This window comes from Hyphomicrobium sp. MC1 (assembly GCF_000253295.1).
Taxonomy (GTDB): Bacteria; Pseudomonadota; Alphaproteobacteria; order Rhizobiales; family Hyphomicrobiaceae; genus Hyphomicrobium_B.
In genome coordinates this window covers 672,135-688,389 of record NC_015717.1, presented here as the reverse complement: position 1 = coordinate 688,389, position 16,255 = coordinate 672,135, and the positions used below count along the sequence as shown (strand labels likewise).

The window sequence follows — 16,255 nt, the reverse complement described above, 5'->3', positions numbered from 1 at the left end:
TGACGGATTCCGTGGTAACTTTCGCTCGTACTCCGGGTTCCCGACGAACCTTCCAGACCTAAATGCATGACGATCCGAAAAGTTCCGGCCCGGCGGTAACCTATTGAATTGCGCGAATTCCAAGGTGCGCAGCTTCACCGGAAAATATAGCCCGACACGACCGGGAAACGGTAGCCTATCTATCGATAAAGTGAAAAAAGGATCCCGTTGCAAAGCCGCGGCGGCTCCCCCCATTTTGCAGCGCTTCTCCGTCGGAATTCTCCAGTTTGAAAAGCGGCGCATCCGGAGACGCAAGAACGCGCGAATAATGAAACTCGTGCCCCATCAAGATATCGCCCGGAGCCCCCAAAGGACACGGCGCGACGAGTTCGGCTCGCCGATACCCGAGGTTCATTTTTCGCACTGCGAAAGATGTCTCAAGCCCCAAAAGGCCAAGCATCTCATGTCGCTCGCCGTCAGCATCGATCAATCCCGCGCCGAGCACCATGTACCCACCACACTCTCCATGAACGGGACGTGACTGAGCAAATTCGAAAATCGCTGCCTTGAACCGCCAGGCACTCGCGATCGCCCCCGCGTGTAGCTCCGGATACCCGCCGGGGAGCCAGACCACGTCGGCACTCGCGTCGGGCGCTTCGTCCGCGAGCGGTGAAAACGGCAGGATCTCGGCACCTGCGGACCGCCAGCCCGCCAGCACGTGCGGATAAACAAATGAGAAGGCCGCATCGCGCGCGAGTGCAATCCGTTGTCCAGGCGGCGGCACCGGCCTTGGCTCACCCGCTTCCATACGTCCGCGAAACGCGCAGCCCATGATCTTATCGAGATCGACATGTGCTTCGATGAAATCCGCTAACGCATCGAGGCGGCTGTCCAGTTCCGCCGTTTCCTCGGCTTGGACAAGTCCCAGATGCCGCTCCGGCAGCACCACGCCAGTATCACGCGGCAGCGCACCTGCGACCGGCAATCCAACGCGTTCGAGCGCATCTGTTGCAAAGCGAATGTGGCGCGGACTGCCTGCCCTATTCAAAATCACTGCCGCGATTGTTACGCCGTCGCGATAGCCCTGAAATCCTCGCGCCACCGCAGCAGCAGTTTGCGATTGGCCCGAGATATCGAGGACGAGCACGACAGGCCATCCCGTGGCGGCGGCGATATCGGCACTGGCGCCGTTGCCCCAAAGACCCGGCCGCGACACCCCATCGAACAGCCCCATCAACGCCTCGCAAACGACGATATCAGCGCCTTGAGATGCATCCGATAGGATGTACGCGGCATGATCCGGCCGCATCGCCCAGCTATCGACATTGTACGATGACCGCCCCGCCGCGACGGCATGAAACGCCGGGTCGATGTAATCCGGCCCGCACTTGAACGGCTGCACCTGCAGCCCGCGCCGCTGCAAAGCCCGCAGCAGGCCGAGCGTCATCGTCGTCTTGCCGGAGCCCGAACGCGACGCCGCGATCACAATGCCGGGCGGCAGCGTCCGAGTTTCGCTCATGACACCCCGCCCCGGAACCGGCGCCGATAATCGACGCTGTAAAGTGCGCTCTCGCGAAAATCGTCCCGCCCCAACGCCTCGCCGACCAGGATCAACGCCGTGCGCTCCGGACCTGCTTCCGCAGTCTTCTCCGCGATGGTTCCGAGCGTACCGCGAATAACCTGCTCGTCCGGCCACGTCGCGCGATAGACGACGGCCGCCGGACAGTCGGGCCCGTAAAATGGCAATAGGCGGCGCACGACATCAGCAATCGCGTGTATCGAAAGATGCACCGCAAGCGTTGCACGCGTCGCCGCGAAAGCCTCGAGCTGCTCCGTTTCCGGCATTGACGACGCCCGCCCCGACGTGCGCGTCAGCACAACGGATTGCGCCACTTCAGGTAACGTCAGCTCCCGGCCAAGCACCGACGCAGCCGCCGCAAACGACGGCACGCCGGGGGTAATCGTATAGGAGATCCCGAGTTGGTCGAGCCGCCGCAACTGCTCGCCAAGTGCGCTCCAGATCGAGAGGTCGCCCGAATGCAGTCGCGCGACGTCCTTGCCTTCGCGCGTCGCCAACTCGATACGCGCCATGATTTCGTCGAGCGTCATCGGAGCCGTATCCACGATCTCGGCGCCGGCCGGGCAATGCGTTAGCAGCGCTTGTGGCACAAGCGATCCGGCGTAAAGGCAGACAGGACATTTTGCGATGAGATCGCGCCCGCGAACGGTGATGAGATCGGCAGCTCCCGGACCCGCACCGATGAAATGCACGGTCATGTCCCCTGCTCCCGTTCGTCCGCCGATTGCGCCGCCGCAATCGTGACATTGCCGACTGTCCGCCGCGGCGCGATCAGCCGCGACCCAGGCCCTGCACCGGCGAGGGCCGCCGCTTCCGCAATCGAGGCAACGCCGAACAGCGAAAGCGATCGCTCGGAACGCGTCAGACAGTCCCCGTTTCGTGCGCGCATGCTCTCCAATGTAATGGCATGATATGAAAGCGATGCCTGTCGCGCCGCCTCCCGCACATAAGAGGCAAAAGCCGCACCCTCAGACGTTGCAACTACGTCAGCGCCGCCCGCGCTCTGCCGCGCGTCATTCAAAGCCGCTGCAAAGTCTCGCTGCTCCGCACGGCTGTTGGCACCGATGCCGATCGCGATCATGAGGCACCTGCAGGTTTCTGCGCTACCCACTGCATGATCGGCAATGCCGGACGCCACGTCGTGCGCGATCCGACCGGCTCGGCGCGTTCAACGCTCAAGCGCGTCAACGTTCCGCCATGGCCATGATATGCAGCGAGCAGGCCAAGCTCGGATTCAATCGTGACGGCATTTGCGACGATCCGGCCGCCCGGCTTCAGTGCCGCCCAGCACGCTTCGATAACCGCGCCTCCAGCCGTCCCGCAGCCGATAAAAACAGCATCCGGCGCCGCCAATTCTCGAAGCGCATCCGGTGCCGCTCCGATCTCGATCTCAAGATGCGGTACGCCCAGCGCGACCGCGTTGCGCATTGCGCGTGCCGCGCGCGCTTCATCACGCTCGATGCCGATCGTCCGGTTCGACGGATGTGCGAGCATCCATTCGATTCCGATCGAGCCGCTTCCTGCGCCGACGTCCCACAGCAATTCGCCCGCACCGGGCCTGAGCGACGACAGCGTAACCGAGCGGACTTCGCGTTTCGTCAACTGCCCGTCATTCTCGAAATAGCTGTCAGGCAACCCGCTCGCGTAGGGGATCGCCCGTGCATCCGACCCCGCGACCACGTTGATGCCGATGATGTTCAAAGGATCGACGCTCGTGAAATCGAAAGTATCGGCGGTCGTCCGTCGGATGCGCTCGCGGCTGCCGCCAAGCGCCTCCATCACGATCATCTCGCTGCGTCCAAACCCAGCCGTCGTCAGCAATGCCGCGACTTCGCCTGCCGTAGTACCATTCAGCGCCAGCGCGAGAATGCGGCGCCCATGATGCACATGGCGACGGACGAGAGGCGTGTACCCAGGCATATTGAGACCAAGCGTTGTCACCTCTTGCAGCGGCCAGCCGAGCCGCGCTGCCGCAATTGAAAAACTCGACGGCGACGGCACCACCAGCATCTCATCAAGCGGAATGGACCGCGCGAGCGTCGCGCCAGCACCAAACCAGAACGGATCGCCGGAAACGAGCACCACGACCGGCGAACCGCGCCGCGCCAGGATCGTCGTGGCAGTAGCTTCGAGCGGTTTTTCCCATTCCGCTTTTTCGCCGCGCGTGTCGCCAATCAAATCAAGATGTCGACGCCCGCCGATGATGAGATCAGCTCCATCGACGAGGCGAAGCGCCGCCGCGCTCGACCCCGCACGCCCGTCTTCGCCGATTCCGATGATGGACAACCAGCGTCCGCTCATGGCATTGCGCTCACATGACAAAAGCGATCACTACGACACCGCCGCGCATCCTGCTCCTCGGCGGAACAACCGAAGCGGCAACGCTCGCTGACCGTCTTGCGACGGCCGACAACATCGAAGCGACGCTTTCGCTCGCCGGACGAACCGCCAATCCCGCAGCAAGCACGCTTCCGACGCGCGTTGGCGGTTTCGGCGGGAGCGACGGACTTGCCGCTTACCTGCGCCAGGAAAAGATTGACCTGCTGATCGACGCCACGCACCCTTTCGCGGCGCAGATAAGCGCCAACGCCGTGGCGGCCGCGGCGGCCACCAACATTCCGCTGCTCGCCATCGAACGCCCGGCCTGGACGCCGGTCGAAGGTGACAACTGGATTGAGCACGACAGCATCGATGCCGCGATTGCCGCTCTTCCCACTGAGCCTCAAGACGTCTTTTCGGGTTTGGGACGCCAGGCCATCGACGCGCTCTGTCGCGCGCCGCTGCATCGTTATCTGATCCGCGTCGTCGATCCGCTCGAGCTGCCCTGTGAGCTGATCAACTCCGAACTCATCGCCGCGCGTGGACCGTTCCGAACGGGCGAGGATGCCCGGCTGTTCGCGGACTATGACATCCGCTACGTGCTGGCGAAGAATGCAGGCGGCAGTGCCGCTTATGCCAAGATTGAAGCTGCGCGCCAGCTCGGCATTGCGGTCCACATGGTTCGCCGGCCGGCGATCCCAGATCGCACGAAGGTGTCCTCCGCAGACGAGGCGCTGACCTGGATCGCAACCCATCATCGGTCGCGCTCCGACCTCGGCGTATAAACCCACGCGCGCCCATCGCTCGCCTGCACGGTCCGCGTCGCACGCGATCCAATCATCACGAGCGTGCGCATATCGCACGCCATGTCGGTCGCGGTTGCTAACGTCGCGATATCGATCTCTTCATCTGGGCGTCCAACCGCGCGCGCGAACACGACGAGCGTTTCAGCAGGCAACACGTCTCTCAAAATCTCGAACGCCGACCTGATCTGCTGCGGCCTCGCCTTCGATGCCGGGTTGTAGAGCGCAATAACGAAATCAGCTTCGGCCGCAAGACGCAGACGCTTCTCGATCGTCGCCCAAGATTTCAAATTATCGGACAACGAAATGGCGCAGAAATCGTGCCCCAGCGGCGCCCCGATCCGCGCCGCCGCCGCCAGCATCGCGGTAACACCAGGCTCGACACGAATATCGACGCCGTCTGCAGCCGCCGGATTTTTTTCGACGGCCTCATAAACCGCCGCCGCCATGGCAAAGACGCCCGGATCTCCTCCCGACACGATCGCAACGCGACGTCCGCTCGCGGCAAGTTCGAGCGCACGTTCCGCCCGCGCCAACTCCTCGCGATTGTCGGAAGCCTCCAAAATCTGGCCGGCCCGCGGCGTCAAACGATTAACATAGGGCGCGTACCCCAGAATGACATCCGCCCCGCCGACGACATCGGTCGCCGCAGGCGTCACCCAACCTTTCGGACCGGGCCCAAGCCCCACGATAGTCAACTGTCCATTCATGCGATGCGCCGTCCTCGTCCGCCCGGAAGCAGGACAATTGAGAAATAGGGAACCGCGCACTCTCCGAGGTCAGACAGCTTCGCGATGCGCTCGCCCGGCATCGTTCCGCGCTCTACATAAATTGCATCGTCGAAACGACCCGCCGCGCTCAGCGCCCGTTTGATCTTCTCGATGTTGTGGCCAACCTTCATGATCACGGCCGCGTCGGCAACGCCAAGGTGTTTCGTCAGCGCCTCTTCATCGAGCGTACCCGGCAACACTGTCATGACGTCGTCACCGTAGGTGATCGGCGCCTGCGCCGCCGTCCAGCATCCCGACATTCCCGTGATCCCAGGGATGACCATCACCTGATGTGCAGCCTTGATGCGATCATACATGTGCAGAAACGATCCGTAGAAAAATGGATCGCCCTCGCATAGCAACGCCACATCTCTACCGCCTTCGAGATGAGCGACAATCGCCGCCGCGCTCTCTTCGTAGAAATCGCGGATCGCCGAAACGTATCCATCCTCTCGGAAATCAATCTCAGTCGTCACGGGATATTCGAACGCCGCCTCGACGACGTCGGCGCGGATATGAGCATTCGCAATGGCTCGCGCGTGTCCCGTGCGTCCCGCCTTGCGGAAATGCGCAACGACCGGCGCTGAACTCAGGACGCGCACCGCCTTGAGCGTCATCAGCTCCGGATCGCCAGGCCCAAGCCCGACGCCGAACAACGTGCCGGATTTAACCTCGCTCATTCGGCCTCACTTGCGAGCGCATTGACGGCTGCCGCAGCCATAGCGCTTCCGCCTTTGCGGCCTTTGACGATTGCAAATGGAACGCGCCCGTCAGCCGCCAACGCCTCTTTCGATTCAGCCGCACCGACGAAGCCAACCGGCATTCCGATGACAGCAGCAGGTTTTGGCGCGCCCGCATCGAGCATTTCGAACAGCCGGAACAGCGCCGTCGGGGCGTTTCCGACAACAACGATGGAGCCCGCAAGCTTCGGCCGCCAAAGCTCCATGGCAGCGGCCGTGCGCGTATTGCCGATCTGTGCCGCGATCTCAGGCACGCGCGGATCGCGCAGTGTACAAACGACCTCGTTCTTCGCCGGAAGGCGCGCCCGCGTAATACCATCCGCGACCATCATCGAATCGCAGAGGATCGGCGCCCCCGCTTTGAGCGCCGCCTCGGCATCGCGCGCAAACGTTGGTGACATCACAATATCGCGGGCCACCTCGACCATGCCGCAGGCGTGGATGATCCGCACCGCGACGCGCTCCTCGACCGGTGACAACCCGGCGAGATCCGCCTCTGCCCGGATGATCGCAAACGAGCGCGCGTATATCGCCGCTCCGTCGCGAATGTAGTCTTGTACCGTCATACTGCGGGCTCCAGGATCAAGCGCGAAATCGTCGTGCTCATGTCGTCAGCATTGATCGTATCGTGTACGCGCATCGAATCCGCTGAACCGTCTCTGATGATATCGTACCGGCCGTCGCGGCCGACGAGCGTCAGACGTGCTTCCGTCCGCCGCGCGCACCCCTTCTCGCATCCGGAAATATGCAGCGAGCAGCCGTGCAACGAACCCGCAAACGTGTCGGCAAAGCGCTGCGCATCCCGCCGCGTATCCGTGCGCGCATTTTTGCACCCAGGCGCGCCCGGACAGACATCCATCGCGAGCCGTATATCGTCTTCTTGCACGATCAGTCCTGCGGCATTGGCGCCCCGAAGCAATTCGTGCGCATGCATCGCATCCTGCAGTGGAAAGACGAACACGCGTTCTGGGCTTGTGCGAACGTCTTCAGCGCCCGCCACTGCGGCGTGATCGCAAAGCGCGGCAAGCTGATCAGCCGTAATCCGCCCGAAGGGAAAACCGACGCCAGCTCCGAACACGCTGTCATTCCGCTGCAGCAATCCCACAGGCACACTGTCTGCTACCGCTTCATCCGCGGCCGTCGGAAGCGGCAAACCTGCCATTGCAAATACCCTTGCGACGCCGAACTGAGCAACCGCGTCGCGCATACGCCGAAAACTCGCGTCGTTTGCCTTCAGCTCGATAAACGCCAGCGCCAGACGATGCATGGCATCGACGACCTCTCCGCGCGCAACTTCGCAGCCCATTCCAATCGCACCATCGAGCACGATGGAGAAAAAATCATCGCGGGCGGACATCATGATATCCGCGCTGCGTCCGCCGATGCGCGGCGTCGCCACGCCCGAAAAACTGAAACCGAATTTTGCGGGCAGAGACCATAAGCGCGCATCTCGCAGCAGGATCGTCTCCAGCGCTGCCGCGAGATCGCAAATATCCGCACGCCGCGGATCAAGCCCGCTCAACGGATCGACGACGACGTTGCGCACGGCTTCCGCGTCCGCAGACGGGTCGAGCAAACCTGCCGTATCCAGGGCACCGAGAAGCACTGCGAACGCGCCGTCACCAACGCCTCTGATCTGCAGATTGCCGCGATTAGTCAAATCAATGTCGCCGGACCCGAACTGAGCGGCGATCGTACCGATGGCTCGCAACGAACTGAGCGAAAGTGCGCCGGCGCGTGGACGCACACGCACCAGAAGCCCATCGCCCGAACGCATCGGACGATGCGCGCCTGGACACCAGCCTTTCCTCAAATGATCCGCCGACGTCATTCCGCTGCCTCGCGCGATGAATCGTCTTTGTTTGCGATTTCGCCGAGATCGTTGCGTCGCGGCTGCCAAAGCCCGCGCGCAATCGCCTCCTCGAACCGGCGCCGCATTGCCGCGATTGCGTCGGGGTTCTCGCGCGCAAGAAACGCTGCGACCACTGGGTCACCGAGATATGCTTCGTAGAGCCGCTCGAAGCCGCCGTTGTCGACGGCCCGCGCCGTCGCCGCGAAGGCGAATGCCGCGTCAACGCTCTGCGCCATCTCCGCGCCACCGCGGAAGCCATGACGCATCTGGCCCTCGATCCACCGGATGTTTGCAGCGCGCCCGTGAATCACACGGGCACATTCTTCCTGCAGCGTGCGAACCCGCGGCGCATCTGGCGTTGCCGTATCGCCATGATAAAGCGCAACGCGATCGTTTCCGAGAGAAGCAGCGGCAGCCGCGAACCCACCTTCGTGTGCCGCAAAGTCACCGCCAGTCAGCAGGTCGATCTCGCTGTGATCCAGCACATGCACGAAGGCGTCTGCCGATTTCACGCGTTTTTCAAAGCTCGCGCTCGTCGCTTCCGAACCATCGCCACGATACGCCGCCTGTGTGCTGGCGAGATACGACCGCCCAAGATCGCCACGCTCGCTCCAGTCGCCGCGGTCGATGTGCTGCATTACGCCAGCACCGAAGCTGCCGCCGGCCGGTCCGAAAATGCGATCGAGCTTTGCTTCGGACGACGAGGCCGGGCGCAGCGGATTATCGCCGGCATCTTCTTCAAGACTGGCAACGAGCGCGACGGCGCTATCAAACAACGCAAGCTGCGCTCCAAACATATCGCGAAAAAGTCCTGAAATCCGCAGCGTCACGTCAACACGCGGACGTCCAAGTTCCGCCAATGCCTCGGTCTCGACGCCCGTCACGCGATAGGAGCGCTGATCCCAGACGGGGCGAACGCCAAGCAGCGCCAGCGCGGTCGCGAGTTCCTCGCCACCGGTTCTGAGCGTTGCGCTGCCCCAAAGATCGAGCACGATCGCGCGGGGCCATTCGCCATGATCGGAGAGATAGCGATCGAGGATTGCTTTCGCTGCACGCTTGCCGTTCGCCCACGCCGTTGCGGTTGGCACGCTGCGCGGATCGACACTGAAAAGATTGCGTCCTGTCGGCAGTACATCAGATCGCCCTCGGCTCGGCGCTCCAGCAGGACCCGGCGCGATGAATTTTCCAGCAAGCGTCCGAGTGATCGCTTCAAGCTCCACCTCATCGAGGATATGCAGCCCGTCGCGGATCGACAGCTCTTTCACATCGCACAAAAAGGCGTCGATGCGGGTCAATGCTTCGCTCGCCGCCATGCCCGCATCGAGGCCGCACTGGGCCGCAATTCCGGCACGAATGGCGGCGTCGACGATCTGATCCGACAGAACCTTGCGCCGCCTCGGATCAAGACCTTCCGCCGACGCGAATTCATCGACCAGCCGTTCAACTTCACTCAACGGCCCCGACAAACCGGCATCCGTCATCGGCGGCGGCTTATGTCCGAGCGTCACGGCAGATAGCCGCCGCTTCGCCTGCGCCGCTTCGCCGGGATCATTGACGATGAACGGATAGATCATCGGCGTAGGGCCAACCAGCGCGCGCGGCGCACACATTTCGCTGCCCGCAACGGCTTTGCCTGGCAGCCATTCGAGCGTGCCGTGCGCGCCGAGATGAATAAGCGCGTCGATCTTTGCGACGTGTCTCAGCCAGAGATAGAACGCGACATAGCTGTGCCGCGGCGGCGTCGCCGGATCGTGATACTGCGCCTTCCGGTCAAGCGCCTGCCCGCGTTCCGGCTGCAGTCCAATCAAAAGATTTCCGCACGGCGCAACACGAAAGCGGAACGTATTACCAACGAGTGCGTCATCATCTTCTGGCGGTCCCCAGGCGCTGACGACGCTTTCTTTAAAGGCTTCTGGCAGAGCATCGAACGCCGAACGGTAAGCATCAAGCGGCCACCCGATTGCCTTCGCTGGATCGAGTTGCGCCACGAGATCGCGACTGTCCGACGGGCGACAGGCGACGTCATAACCCGCGTCTTCGAGATGCGATGCGATCCTGCACGCGCTCTCAAGGCCATCAAGTCCAACCGCGTGCGCGATCTGATCCGGCCGCCCCGGATACGTCGAGAGCAACAGACCGATGCGAAGATCATGGCGCGGGGCTGAACGAAGCCTCGCCCAACGCGCGGCAAGCTCGGCAACATGCGAAACGCTTGGCTTATAAGGCACATGGCGCAGCAACGACACGCCGAGTTCGGTTCCCAGCGTGTCCGCTTCCTTGAACGATACGACGCCCGCAAACAACCGTCCGTCGAGTTCCGGCAAAACGACGTGCATCGCAAGGTCCGCGGCACTGACGCCGCGCTGCGACTTCTCCCAAAGCGTAAATTTCGAATTGGCGAGCGCGACCTGCAGGACCGAACAATCCGCAACGTCGAGCGGCGAGGCATCCGCGCCGTCGCGTGAGGCAAACGCTGTCGCATTGACGATGACGCTCGGCCGGAGACGTTGCAGCTCATCCTGAAGCCAAGCCGCGGTATCCGCTGCCTTCAGGCTCGGAACGTAGAGCGCCGCCACCGCCAAGCCGCGATCTTCAAGTGCATCTACCAAAGCATCGACTGGCGCAACATCGCCCGCAAGCAAATGTGAGCGATAGAAAACAACGGCAGCCGCCCCGAGCGCAGCAACGGATTGCGCGCTTTCCCGATAGACGCCGAAATTCGGAATCTCTCGCGGCTGTGCAATTTTTCCACGCGCGTCACGTTTGCCGAGCATCGCCAGCAAAGCCATGCGCGTATTCTCGATGCCGCCCACGTCGAGCAGAGCCTCAAGCCGCGCCAGCTCATCCGAACCAAGCGTCGACAACGCCGAGAGTCGAATGTCCGGCCGCCCGTCGCCCGGCACGATAGCAAGTGCAATTCCCAGTTCGCGGCAGCGCCGCCCGAGTTGCTCGCCGCCATACCGCCAATAGTCGAGGCCGCCCAGCAGGCGCACGAGCACGGCCTTCGAGCCTTTCAGCGTCGCGTCGGAAAATAGATCAACCGACATCGGGTGGCGCAAAGCATTGAGGTTCGAAATCCGCACACTCGGCTGCGTGCTCTCAGCGCCGCGAAATGCAGCCGCCGCCATCGCAAGGTCGGAATCGGAAAACGACAGAAAAACGATATCGGCGGGCGCGAGTCCGAGATCTTGAGGCGCGGCAGCCTCGTCCAGATCCCGGCTCTCGCGAACGACGATATGCATCAGGCAGCGCCCGTCAGGGTCCGAGTGATGCCGTCGCGATCAAGCCCCTTCTGACCGATGACGACCAGCCGGCCCACCCGCGCCTCGCCCGATTGCCATGCACGTTCGTAACGCGTGTCGATCCGCTCGCCGACCCCTTGCAAAAGGAGCCGCATTGGCTTCCCGCCAATGGCCGCGAAGCCCTTTACACGCAGCACGTCATGATCGTTGGCGATCGCTTTTGCGCGCTGCGCAAGATCGTCGGGCGACGATAGCTCCGGCACTTCGACGATGAACGTCTCGAAATCGTCGTGATCGTGTTCCGGTTCGGCATCGTGATGCGAAGGTCGAGCGGCGAGATCATCTTCCGCAGCTGCCGAAATGCCGAGCAGCACATCTGTCGGAACGACCCCATTTTGCGTTGCCACGATCTTGATTGCCCGCGGCACCATGCTGCGAATGTCTTGCGCGATCAAAGCCGCGTCTTCCGGCGAAAGATGATCGCACTTGTTGAGCACGACGAGGTCGGCGCAGAGCAGCTGATCCTCGTAAACCTCTTCCAGCGGATTTTCATGATCGACGGACGGATCTGCTTCGCGCTGCGCCGCGACCTTCACCGGATCGTCGGCGAAGCGACCGGCGCGCACGGCCGGGGCATCAACGACCGTCACCACGCCATCAACCGTCACACGATTGCGGATATCCGGCCACTCGAAAGCTTTAACCAGCGGCTTCGGCAGCGCGAGGCCCGACGTCTCGATAATGATGTGCTCCGGCGCGGGCTCGCGCGCCAAAAGCGCTTCAAGCGTCGGAATGAAATCGTCAGCGACGGTGCAACACAGGCAGCCGTTTGTCAGCTCGATGATGTTTTCTTGCGGGCAGTTCTCAATGCCGCATGACCGGAGGATCGTCCCGTCCACGCCGACATCGCCGAATTCGTTGACGATCAGCGCCAAGCGGCGGCCTTGCGCGTTCTCAACGGCATGGCGAACGAGTGTCGTTTTGCCCGCTCCCAAAAAGCCGGTGACGATCGTGACGGGAACCTTGCGCGTGCTCATTGCCCCGCCTCCACAGACATTGAATTTTCGGAAGACCGGCCAGACGCGCGGCATGTTCTGAAGTGCATCTTAACCTTTCTCGCCCCACCGGCGATAAGTTGGAAATCTCGTTGACGGCAGGTCTCCTGGCTCGCGGGTCTTGGCATTGGGCGACCTTCCCGGGCTGTTGCCCAGTGGCGTTCTCGCCTATGCTCACCGCGCACAGTTGCGGGGGCAGCTGCGGAGTAAATACCGCATTCCCTTTTGAACCCTCTTGCGAGGGACCGTCGTCCCAATCGATAAGTGAGCCCACATCTTACGTCAATCGCAATAGCGGCCTCTGCGGCACGACCGAAAGTTTATAATGACGACTTTGCACCTCCCGCAGCTGACCCTCATCCTCGGGGGCGCCCGTTCCGGTAAAAGCGCCTATGCGGAAGGCCTTTTGACAGGCATTCCCGGGCCTTGGGCTTATGTCGCCACGGCGGAAGCGTTCGACGACGAAATGTACAGCCGCATCAAGCACCACAAGAGCCGCCGTGGCGCGGGCTGGGTCGATCACGAATCGCCCCTCGAAATTGCCGACGTGCTGGCCAACCGTGTTGCAGAGCTTCCCTCGCTGGTCGATTGCCTTACGCTCTGGACCTCCAATCTGATGCACGCCAACCGCCCCGTTCCGGAGGCAAGCGACGCGTTGCTGGCCGCCGTCGCAAAACGCGTCGCGCCCTGTGTGATGGTCTCGAATGAGGTCGGCCTCGGCATCGTGCCGGACAACGCGCTCGCCCGCGCCTTCCGCGACGAAGCCGGCCGGCTCAATCAGAAGATCGCAGCAGCCGCCGACAAGGTCATTTTTGTCGCCGCCGGACTGCCGCTGACGTTGAAAGGCTGAGCCGTGAGCAACAATCCCACCACGGTCGATGATGCCGAGCGTCACAAAGCCAAGATGGCAAAGCGCAAAGCCGTGCAAGATGCCGAGGTCGCCTCGAAACAGATCGAAAAAGGCGTGCTGCTCGTCCACACCGGCCCCGGCAAAGGCAAATCGACGGCCGCATTCGGCCTCGTGCTGCGCGCGCTTGGACACGGCTGGCGCGTCGGCGTCGTCCAGTTCATCAAAGGCGCGTGGAAGACCGGCGAACGCGACGCGCTTGAACGCTTCGGCGATCAGATCTCCTGGCACACGATGGGCGAAGGCTTCACCTGGGAAACACAAGACAAGGCCCGCGACATTGCCGCCGCCACACGCGCCTGGGCGAAGGCCAAAGAATTGATGGCCGATCCATCCATTCGTCTGCTCATTCTCGACGAACTCAACATCGCGCTGCGTTATGACTATCTGCTGCTCGATGACGTGCTCGAAACGCTCCGCACGCGGCGGCCCGATCTTCATGTCGTCGTCACCGGCCGCAACGCCAAACCGGAATTGATCGCGCTCGCGGATGGCGTGACGGAAATGGGTGCCGTGAAGCACCATTTCGCCGCCGGCATCAAAGCTCAGGAAGGCATCGAATTCTGATGCCTGCGCGCGCGTTGATGTTCTCAGGTACCGGCTCCGACGTTGGCAAATCGCTGATCGTCGCCGGGCTTTGCCGTTTGTTCTCCAACCGCGGGGTTCGCGTCGTTCCGTTCAAGCCCCAGAACATGTCGAACAATGCCGCGGTCACGGCCGACGGCGGCGAAATCGGCCGCGCCCAGGCATTGCAAGCGCGAGCCGCGCGCGTTGCGCCATCCGTGCACATGAATCCGGTGCTGCTGAAGCCCGAGACCGAAACCGGCGCGCAGATCGTCGTGCAAGGCAAAATGCGCGGCTCGGCGAAAGCGCGCGATTTTCAATCGAAAAAGAAAGAGCTTCTGCCTGCCGTTCTCGACAGCTTCGCGCGCCTCAAAGCGAACGCCGATCTCGTTCTCGTCGAAGGCGCAGGCAGCGCATCCGAGATCAACCTGCGTGCGAACGACATCGCCAATCTCGGCTTCGCACGCGCCGCCGACGTTCCGGTCGTACTGATCGGCGACATCGACCGCGGCGGTGTCATCGCCAGCGTCGTCGGTACACGCCACGTCCTCGATCTCGACGACGCGGCCATGATCCGCGGCTTCATCATCAACAAGATGCGCGGCGACCCGACGCTATTCGCCGATGGCATGACGGCAATTGCAAATCTGTCCGGATGGACGCCGCTCGGCCTCGTGCCGTTCTTCCCCGACGCTCGCAAGCTTCCCGCTGAAGACGCGCTCGGATTGCGCGACCTCATGAAAACATCGAGGTCCGGTGGTGAAACGAAACTGAGCATCGCTGTGCCGTTGCTGCCGCGCATCTCGAATTTCGACGACCTCGATCCGCTACGCAACGAACCTGGCGTCATCGTCGAACTGATCGAACCCGGTCAGCCGATTCCGGCACACGCCGATCTCGTTCTACTGCCGGGCTCGAAGACAACCATTGATGACCTAACAGCCTTGCGCGCCGCAGGCTGGGACATCGACATCAAAGCGCATGTTCGCCGCGGCGGCCGTGTGCTCGGGCTGTGTGGTGGCTATCAGATGCTTGGGAAACGCATCGCCGATCCGAATGGCATCGAAGGCCCGCCGCGCGCCGTCGATGGCCTCGGCCTTCTCGATATCGAAACCGAGTTCGGCACCGAGAAAACGCTAGAGCGCGTTTCCGGCACGCTTACGGGTTCCATAGCGCCGTTTGAAGGCTATGAAATGCACGTCGGCAAGACGACTGGGCCAGACACCGCGCGCCCCATGGTAACCTTCCCCGACGGCCACCGCGACGGCGCCACCTCGCCAGACGGCCGCGTCTCGGGATGCTACATTCACGGCCTATTTACGTCGGACGCTGCACGCCAGACCTTTCTGGCCTCTTTGGGCATGGAAGCATCTGCGCTCAGCTACGATACCGAAATCGACGCCATCCTCGATCGCTTTGCCGAGCACCTCGCCCAACACATCGCAATCGAAGAACTCCTCAGCCTGGCAAGATGATTGCGATGAGCAGCAGGCTGCCGACCATGACGCCCCATGCCGTCGTCGTCAGCCGCAGCGCAGCGCGAATATCTTCTGCTGTCGCATCGCGCTTGCCGTCGCCCATGTAGGCATCTTCAACGCGCGTCTCGCCGTAGACCTTCGGACCGTTGAGCTTCAGCCCGAGTGCGCCCGCGAGCGCGCTCTCCGGCCAGCCCGCGTTCGGCGAACGATGCTTCGATGCATCGCGCGCCACAGCTTCGAGCGTTCCCGCCACCGACGCACCCGGCGTGAAGATGCTCGCCAGCGCCAGCAGCAGGGCTGTCAATCGCGAAGCAGGCAGATTGACGAAATCATCTAGACGCGCTGACGCCCAACCGAACGCCTCATGCCGCGGCGTCCGATGCCCGATCATGCTGTCAGCCGTGTTGATGGCCTTATAAACGACAAGGCCTGGCAGCCCCAAGATCGCAAACCAGAACACCGGCGCCACGATGCCATCCGAGGCATTTTCAGCAAGGCTTTCAATAGCTGCACGCGCCACGCCGTGCGCATCGAGCGTTTTCGGATTGCGCCCGACGATACGACCGACCGCCTGCCGCGCCTCGTCCAGACCATATTGATCAAGCGCCCGCGCCACATCTTCGACGTGCGTGTAAAGGCTCCGGCTCGCAATCAGCATCGACGCCAAGAGCGCAATGAAAAACGCCCCGAAGGCAACGTGATCGAAAAACTGCTCCAACGCCCAGGCGATGACACCGGTAATGACGATAAGAATGCCGAGCGCCAGCACGCCCTTGTTGCGCCTGACTTGCGAGCTGTCGGTTTCCCGATTGAGCTTTTTATCGAGAAAGGAAATGAATCGCCCTAGCCACGATACGGGATGCCCAATACGCTGATAAAGCCAGTCCGGATATCCGAACGTGGCCTCAAGCGCGAGAGCGCCGACAAGGACGAAGAGCGTTTGTGCGGCTGTCACGGGCGGCTATGC

15 protein-coding genes and 1 riboswitch are annotated in these 16,255 nt (G+C 62.4%); of the genes, 4 read left to right on the top strand and 11 right to left on the bottom strand.

Annotated features, from left to right (window positions below; genetic code table 11):
* Positions 1–175: 175 nt before the first annotated feature.
* From HYPMC_RS03195 to HYPMC_RS03180, 4 genes are read right to left on the bottom strand one after another with little or no spacing between them, the layout of a single operon-like run.
* Complete coding sequence (locus HYPMC_RS03195) at positions 176–1,498, bottom strand: cobyrinate a,c-diamide synthase (protein WP_013946340.1); 1,323 nt, start codon at positions 1,496–1,498, stop codon at positions 176–178.
* Positions 1,495–2,256 (bottom strand): precorrin-4 C(11)-methyltransferase, encoded by a 762-nt coding sequence (gene cobM, locus HYPMC_RS03190; protein ID WP_013946339.1) that lies wholly within the window; start codon positions 2,254–2,256, stop codon positions 1,495–1,497. The genes HYPMC_RS03195 and cobM overlap by 4 nt, the downstream gene beginning before the upstream one ends.
* Entirely contained in the window at positions 2,253–2,639 is a 387-nt protein-coding gene (locus tag HYPMC_RS03185; protein WP_013946338.1) for a cobalamin biosynthesis protein, read from the bottom strand. The genes cobM and HYPMC_RS03185 overlap by 4 nt, the downstream gene beginning before the upstream one ends.
* A complete protein-coding gene (locus HYPMC_RS03180) occupies positions 2,636–3,859 on the bottom strand; it encodes a bifunctional cobalt-precorrin-7 (C(5))-methyltransferase/cobalt-precorrin-6B (C(15))-methyltransferase (RefSeq protein ID WP_013946337.1) in 1,224 nt (407 codons plus the stop codon). Before HYPMC_RS03180 ends, HYPMC_RS03185 begins: the two co-directional genes overlap by 4 nt.
* Before the next feature lie 14 nt (positions 3,860–3,873).
* Here HYPMC_RS03180 and HYPMC_RS03175 point away from each other — a divergent pair, with 14 nt between their 5' ends.
* On the top strand, positions 3,874–4,662 hold the full coding sequence (locus HYPMC_RS03175; protein ID WP_013946336.1) for a cobalt-precorrin-6A reductase: 789 nt from the start codon (positions 3,874–3,876) through the stop codon (positions 4,660–4,662).
* Here the strand turns inward: HYPMC_RS03175 and cobJ are convergent.
* Genes cobJ through cobW form a run of 6 tightly spaced genes read right to left on the bottom strand, consistent with a single transcriptional unit; the run spans position 4,632 to position 12,321 of the window.
* A complete protein-coding gene (gene cobJ, locus HYPMC_RS03170; protein ID WP_013946335.1) occupies positions 4,632–5,390 on the bottom strand; it encodes a precorrin-3B C(17)-methyltransferase in 759 nt (252 codons plus the stop codon). The genes HYPMC_RS03175 and cobJ overlap by 31 nt on opposite strands.
* The gene (locus tag HYPMC_RS03165) at positions 5,387–6,130 is read right to left on the bottom strand and encodes a precorrin-2 C(20)-methyltransferase (protein ID WP_013946334.1); all 744 of its coding nucleotides are present in this window, start codon (positions 6,128–6,130) and stop codon (positions 5,387–5,389) included. The genes cobJ and HYPMC_RS03165 overlap by 4 nt, the downstream gene beginning before the upstream one ends.
* Entirely contained in the window at positions 6,127–6,756 is a 630-nt protein-coding gene (locus tag HYPMC_RS03160; RefSeq protein ID WP_013946333.1) for a precorrin-8X methylmutase, read from the bottom strand. The genes HYPMC_RS03165 and HYPMC_RS03160 overlap by 4 nt, the downstream gene beginning before the upstream one ends.
* Positions 6,753–8,021, bottom strand: coding sequence for a precorrin-3B synthase (gene cobG / locus HYPMC_RS03155; protein WP_013946332.1), 1,269 nt, complete (start codon positions 8,019–8,021; stop codon positions 6,753–6,755). The genes HYPMC_RS03160 and cobG overlap by 4 nt, the downstream gene beginning before the upstream one ends.
* Complete coding sequence (cobN, locus tag HYPMC_RS03150) at positions 8,018–11,284, bottom strand: cobaltochelatase subunit CobN (RefSeq protein ID WP_013946331.1); 3,267 nt, start codon at positions 11,282–11,284, stop codon at positions 8,018–8,020. Before cobN ends, cobG begins: the two co-directional genes overlap by 4 nt.
* Entirely contained in the window at positions 11,284–12,321 is a 1,038-nt protein-coding gene (gene cobW / locus HYPMC_RS03145; protein ID WP_013946330.1) for a cobalamin biosynthesis protein CobW, read from the bottom strand. The genes cobN and cobW overlap by 1 nt, the downstream gene beginning before the upstream one ends.
* A 97-nt stretch (positions 12,322–12,418) precedes the next feature.
* Positions 12,419–12,604: riboswitch (cobalamin riboswitch) on the bottom strand.
* 60 nt (positions 12,605–12,664) lie between these two features.
* Here cobW and cobU point away from each other — a divergent pair.
* The 3 genes from cobU to HYPMC_RS03130 are packed head-to-tail and all read left to right on the top strand — an operon-like array spanning position 12,665 to position 15,285.
* Positions 12,665–13,189, top strand: a complete 525-nt coding sequence (gene cobU, locus HYPMC_RS03140; RefSeq protein WP_013946329.1) for a bifunctional adenosylcobinamide kinase/adenosylcobinamide-phosphate guanylyltransferase — start codon at positions 12,665–12,667, stop codon at positions 13,187–13,189.
* A 3-nt stretch (positions 13,190–13,192) separates the two neighbouring features.
* Positions 13,193–13,813, top strand: a complete 621-nt coding sequence (gene cobO / locus HYPMC_RS03135; protein ID WP_013946328.1) for a cob(I)yrinic acid a,c-diamide adenosyltransferase — start codon at positions 13,193–13,195, stop codon at positions 13,811–13,813.
* Positions 13,813–15,285, top strand: coding sequence for a cobyric acid synthase (locus tag HYPMC_RS03130; RefSeq protein WP_013946327.1), 1,473 nt, complete (start codon positions 13,813–13,815; stop codon positions 15,283–15,285). Before cobO ends, HYPMC_RS03130 begins: the two co-directional genes overlap by 1 nt.
* On the opposite strand, the gene cbiB is transcribed toward HYPMC_RS03130, so the two are convergent.
* Positions 15,269–16,243 (bottom strand): adenosylcobinamide-phosphate synthase CbiB, encoded by a 975-nt coding sequence (gene cbiB, locus HYPMC_RS03125; protein ID WP_013946326.1) that lies wholly within the window; start codon positions 16,241–16,243, stop codon positions 15,269–15,271. The genes HYPMC_RS03130 and cbiB overlap by 17 nt on opposite strands.
* Positions 16,244–16,255: the final 12 nt, after the last annotated feature.